General features: G+C 71.1%; 3 protein-coding genes. All 3 read left to right on the top strand.

The genetic code is table 11. The features are described from left to right. Positions 1-211 precede the first annotated feature (211 nt). Positions 212-1,099 carry a cation diffusion facilitator family transporter gene (locus FV223_RS22130; RefSeq protein WP_147729013.1) on the top strand — a complete coding sequence of 296 codons (888 nt, stop codon included), beginning with the start codon at positions 212-214 and terminating at the stop codon, positions 1,097-1,099. 402 nt (positions 1,100-1,501) lie between these two features. Further along, positions 1,502-2,551: a polysaccharide biosynthesis/export family protein gene (locus FV223_RS22135; protein WP_243938922.1), complete on the top strand. Its 1,050-nt coding sequence runs from the start codon at positions 1,502-1,504 to the stop codon at positions 2,549-2,551. Next, positions 2,548-3,931 (top strand): lipopolysaccharide biosynthesis protein (locus FV223_RS22140; RefSeq protein ID WP_147729015.1); only part of this gene is annotated, 1,384 nt, incomplete at its 3' end. The genes FV223_RS22135 and FV223_RS22140, both read left to right, overlap by 4 nt.

Genomic DNA, 3,931 nt, shown 5'->3' on the forward strand with positions numbered 1-3,931 from the left:
GGCCCAGGGGGCGCGCAGCGAGGCGCGCGAAGCCGCACGCGCCGACGGGACCGCTCCAGCCGCGTGATCCGCGATAGCCGCGGCTAAGTTCCATTCCCCGCGGTGCAAGGTGTGCTGCCGCCTTGAACCTGTTCCGTGGCCTTGAACCTGTGCCGTGGCCTTGTGCCGGCGCGGTCGATTAAGGCCGCCGGGTCGATCGCCCGGACCCGTCATGAGCCGCACCCAGAAAGCCGCCCTCGCCAGTGCCGTCGTTGGCCTGGTGGTCACGGGGCTGAAGTTCCTCGCCTACTGGCTCACCGGCAGCCTCGCGCTGTACTCGGATGCGCTCGAGAGCATCATCAACGTGGTCGCGGCGCTCAGCGCGTTCGTGGCCCTGCGCGTCGCCGGCCTGCCGGCCGACGACGACCACCCCTACGGCCACCACAAGGCGGAGTTCTTCTCGGCGGTGATCGAGGGGGCGCTGATCATCGTCGCGTCGCTGCTGATCCTGCGCGAGGCGTATTACGGCATCCTGGCCCCGAAGCCCGTCGACGCCCCCGCCCTGGGGCTGGCCATCAACGCCGGCGCCACGGTGATCAACGCGGTGTGGGCGTGGGCGCTGCTGCGCTGGGGCAAGGCCTGGCGCTCGCCGGCGCTGGTCGCCGACGGCCGCCACGTGCTCGCCGACGTGTTCACCTCGGGCGGCGTGCTCGTCGGCGTCGGCCTGGTTCTGGCGACCGGCATCCCTGTGCTCGATCCGGTCGTCGCCGGCCTGGTGGCCCTGAACATCCTGTGGTCCGGCTGGAAGATGGTCCGCGAATCCGTCGACGGGCTGATGGACCGGGCGGCGCCGGGCGAGATGGTCGGGCAGATCCGCGCGCTGATCTCGCTGCACGGCGAGGGCGCGCTGGAGGCGCACGACGTGCGGACGCGCTACGCGGGCCAAGCGACCTTCATCGACTTCCACCTCGTGGTGCCCGGCGAGATGAGCGTGCGCGAGGCGCACGAGATCTGCGACCGGCTCGAGGACGCGCTCGAGACCACGATCCCCGGCGCCGTGGTGGTGATCCACGTGGAGCCGTCCGAGCACGCGAAGTTCCGCGGCGTGCCGGTGCTCTGACCGGGTCCCCCGGCACCAAGTCCCCTGGCACCGTGTCCCCGGCACCGAGTCCCCTGACAGCAGCTCCCCTGGCAGGATCTCGTGGGCCGGGCTTCCGGGTTCGGAACCCACCGGGACCCGGGGCCCGGGGCGTCTGCGCACTCTGCCACGCCCGCGAATGAATGCAACTTACGGTCGGATCGGACCCAGGGGTTTCAAAGTTCGTTAACCAGGTTCTCAGATTGTACCGAGTGCCGCGATACGTTCAGGAGTTGTTATCGAACGGGGCGCGGCCGAGCATGGTGCGGCTGAAGGCCTATGATGGTGTGTGCTTCTCCTGTCGATCGAGATGCTGGCCGGCGCGGCCGGACGGCGGGCCGCCTCGCGGTCGCCCTCGCCTGTGCGGCCGCCCTGTCGGGTTGCATGGCGACCCGGGCGCGGGAGGCCTCCCACCCTGCGATCCGTGACGTCGCCCAGACGGGATCGATCCCGGAGGCGCCGCCGGCGGTCGTCGCCGCGGCGCAGGAGGAGGTCGGGCGCACCATGCGCCTCGGGCTGATGAACTACCGCCTCAACGTCGGCGACAACCTCGAGATCTCGCTGCTGATCGATTCCAGCGTGGTGCAGCCGACCTACCGGCTGAACCCGAACGACGAGTTCGACGTCGATTTCCGGACCCACCCGGAATACAACCGTACGGTTGTAGTCCGGCCGGACGGGCGGATCTCGCTTCCGGGCAAGAACGGCATCATGGTCGCCGGGCTGTCGCCCGAGCGCGCCGCCACCCTGATCCGCGAGACCTACGACGACGTCCTGATCAACCCGGTCGTCACGGTCCTGCTGCGCAAGTTCCGCACGCCGATCGACGACTTCCGCGACCTGACCCAGCGGTCCGACATCGGCCGCGTCAAGCTGATGGCGATCGAGCCGGACGGCAAGATCAACCTGCCGATGGTACCGCCGGTCCAGGCGGCCGGCCGCACCGTCAACGAGGTCTCGGCCGCGCTCGCCGCCGCCTACCGGCATCACCTCGCCTCGGTCAGCCCGAGCGTGCGGCTGGCGTCGCTGGTGCCGGCCAACACCATGGTGTTCGGCGAGGTCCGGGTGCCCGGCCCGGTCACGCTGTCGGGCGCCCGGACGCTGGCCCAGGTGCTCGGCACCGCCGGCGGCATCCTGCCGACCGCCGCGGGCGACGCGGTGCGGATCATCCGCTTCGACAGCGGTGCGCAAGGAGGCGCGCAAGGGGCGGTGCAGGTCGTCGACATCGGCGTGCCGGGCCTGGCCGACTCGATCGTCGTGCCGCCGAACGCCACGGTCTACGTGCCGCCCTCGGTGCTGGCCAAGACCGCGCGCGCGGTCGACCTCGTGGTCCGCCAGATCCTGCTCTTCAACGGCACCGGCTTCGGGGTGAACTACATCACCGGCCCCGCCGCCACGACCTCCACCAGCACCACGGCGAGGGCCGCCCTATGAGCGCGACCGAGACCGCCCTCGAGCCGCGCAGGTTCGACCGACCCGGCTTCGACCTGCGCGACGGGCTCGGAGCCCTGTTCCGCCATGCCCGCCCGGCGCTGCTGATCCTGGCGGCGGCGCTGGTCGGCGCCGGGATCTACCTGCTGCTGACCCCGACCGAGTACACGGCCGACGCCAAGCTCATCATCCGCCTCGGCCGCGAGAAGGCGGCCGCGCCGATCGGCGGCGGCACTAACCAGAACTACATGTTCTCCGAGCGCGCGCAGAACGTGAACAACGAGATCGAGATCCTGCGCGACCCGAGCATCGTGCGCGGCGAGTTCGAGGCGCTGAAGGCGATCACGCCGGTGGGCGACCTCGGCCCGCCGCCCGAGGATTGGGGCGCCTGGCTCGTCTACCAGGGCCGCCAGCTCGTCCGCGTCGCCAAGGGGGTCAAGACCTGGGTCGTCGACACCGCCCGGATCCCCTTCGAGGCGATCGGCCTGCTGCGCCATCTCAGCCCGGACGAGAAGCTGTACGAGGCCTACCTCGCCTCGTTCAGGGTCGTGTTCGTCAAGGAGACGGACGTGATCGTCACCGGCTTCACCTGGACCGACCCGAACTTCGCCGCAGCCGCCCTCAACCGCCTGCTCGACGCCTACAAGCGCCGCCACGTCGAGGTCTACGCCGACGAGACGCCGGCCTCGTTCTACGCGGGCAAGCTGGAACGCGCCCGCGCCGAGCTCGCCGCGATCGACCAGCAGCTCGGCAAGTACCTCAAGGGCGCCAACACCGCGAGCTTCGCGATCGAGCAGCAGAACGACCTCGGCACGCTCGCCGACCTCGCCCGTCAGAAGTCGGCGGCGCAGATCGAGCGCGAGGGCGTCGAGACCCGGCTGAAGCGCACCAAGGAATCGGGGCCCGACCGCTGGCAGCCGACGCCGCCGGACGCCGACCCGACGGTCGCCGCCTTCGACCAGCGCTTCGCCGAGCTGCGGACCCGGCGCTCGGAGCTCGCGACGCGGTTCCGCCCCGCCGCGCCGGAATTCGCGAGCCTCGACCGCGACCTCACCGAGCTCGCCCGCCAGAAGTACCGGGCCCTGATCAGCGCCGACACCACCCGGCTGGCGGTGCTCGCCGAGAAGATCGCGGCGATCTCCAACATCGAGGCGTCGCGGCGGCAGGCGGCGATCGGCCAGAGCGACGCCTCGCTCGCCTTCGGCCGGCTCGGCCAGCAGAAGAGCCTGCTCACCGACGAGATCACCCAGACCCAGCGCCGCATCGACGAGCTGAAGACCGGCACCGGCCTCGATTCGCAGTCGGTCACCTCCTCCTCGCTCGTCGCCCGCGCAGTGCCGCCGCGGCTGCCGAGCGGGCCGAACCGCCTGCTGATCCTCGGGC

Source organism: Methylobacterium sp. WL116 (genome assembly GCF_008039455.1).
GTDB lineage: Bacteria > Pseudomonadota > Alphaproteobacteria > Rhizobiales > Beijerinckiaceae > Methylobacterium.

What these genes read in the sequence shown, in the direction of transcription:
- FV223_RS22130 (WP_147729013.1), top strand. Translation starts at nt 212, where the DNA reads ATGAGCCGCACCCAGAAAGCCGCCCTCGCCAGTGCCGTCGTTGGCCTG.
- FV223_RS22135 (WP_243938922.1), top strand. Translation starts at nt 1,502, where the DNA reads ATGGCGACCCGGGCGCGGGAGGCCTCCCACCCTGCGATCCGTGACGTC.